Raw genomic sequence first — 854 nt, 5'->3', positions numbered from 1 at the left:
GTTACGTCAGTTGTACGGAAGTAGAACTGTGGACGGTAACCTTTGAAGAATGGAGTATGACGACCACCTTCATCTTTCGAAAGTACGTATACTTCTGAAGTGAATGTAGTATGTGGGTTGATTGAACCAGGCTTAGCTAGTACTTGACCACGTTCAACGTCTTCACGTTTAGTACCACGTAGAAGTGCGCCGATGTTTTCGCCAGCACGACCTTCGTCTAGAAGCTTACGGAACATTTCAACACCAGTACAAGTAGAACGAGTTGTATCATTGATACCAACAATTTCTACTTCGTCATTGATGCGGATGATACCAGCTTCAACACGACCAGTTACAACTGTACCACGACCCTGGATTGAGAAAACGTCTTCGATAGGCATGATGAAAGGCTTATCGATGTCACGCTCTGGCTCTGGGATGTAAGTATCAAGTGCATTTGCAAGCTCAACAATCTTATCTTCCCACTCTTTCTCGCCTTCTAACGCTTTAAGCGCAGAACCAGCAATTAGAGGTAAGTCATCACCTGGGAAATCGTATTCTGAAAGAAGTTCACGAACTTCCATTTCTACTAGTTCAAGTAGCTCTTCGTCATCTACCATGTCACATTTGTTCATGAACACGATGATGTAAGGAACGCCAACTTGACGAGAAAGAAGGATGTGCTCACGCGTTTGTGGCATAGGGCCATCAGTCGCAGCAACTACTAAGATCGCGCCGTCCATTTGAGCAGCACCAGTGATCATGTTTTTAACATAATCGGCGTGACCAGGACAATCTACGTGTGCGTAGTGACGTGAAGGAGTATCGTATTCAACGTGAGACGTTGAAATAGTGATACCACGTTCGCGCTCTTC

General features: G+C 45.0%; 1 protein-coding gene. It reads right to left on the bottom strand.

The window, feature by feature from the left end:
- Nucleotides 1-854: elongation factor Tu (gene tuf, locus CXF76_RS00765; RefSeq protein ID WP_101162823.1), on the bottom strand; the 854-nt coding region annotated here is incomplete at both ends.

Origin of the sequence: Pseudoalteromonas sp. 78C3 (assembly GCF_002836695.1) — a bacterium.
GTDB classification, from domain to species: Bacteria; Pseudomonadota; Gammaproteobacteria; order Enterobacterales; family Alteromonadaceae; genus Pseudoalteromonas; species Pseudoalteromonas arctica.
This window is presented reverse-complemented; position numbering and strand designations above follow the sequence as displayed.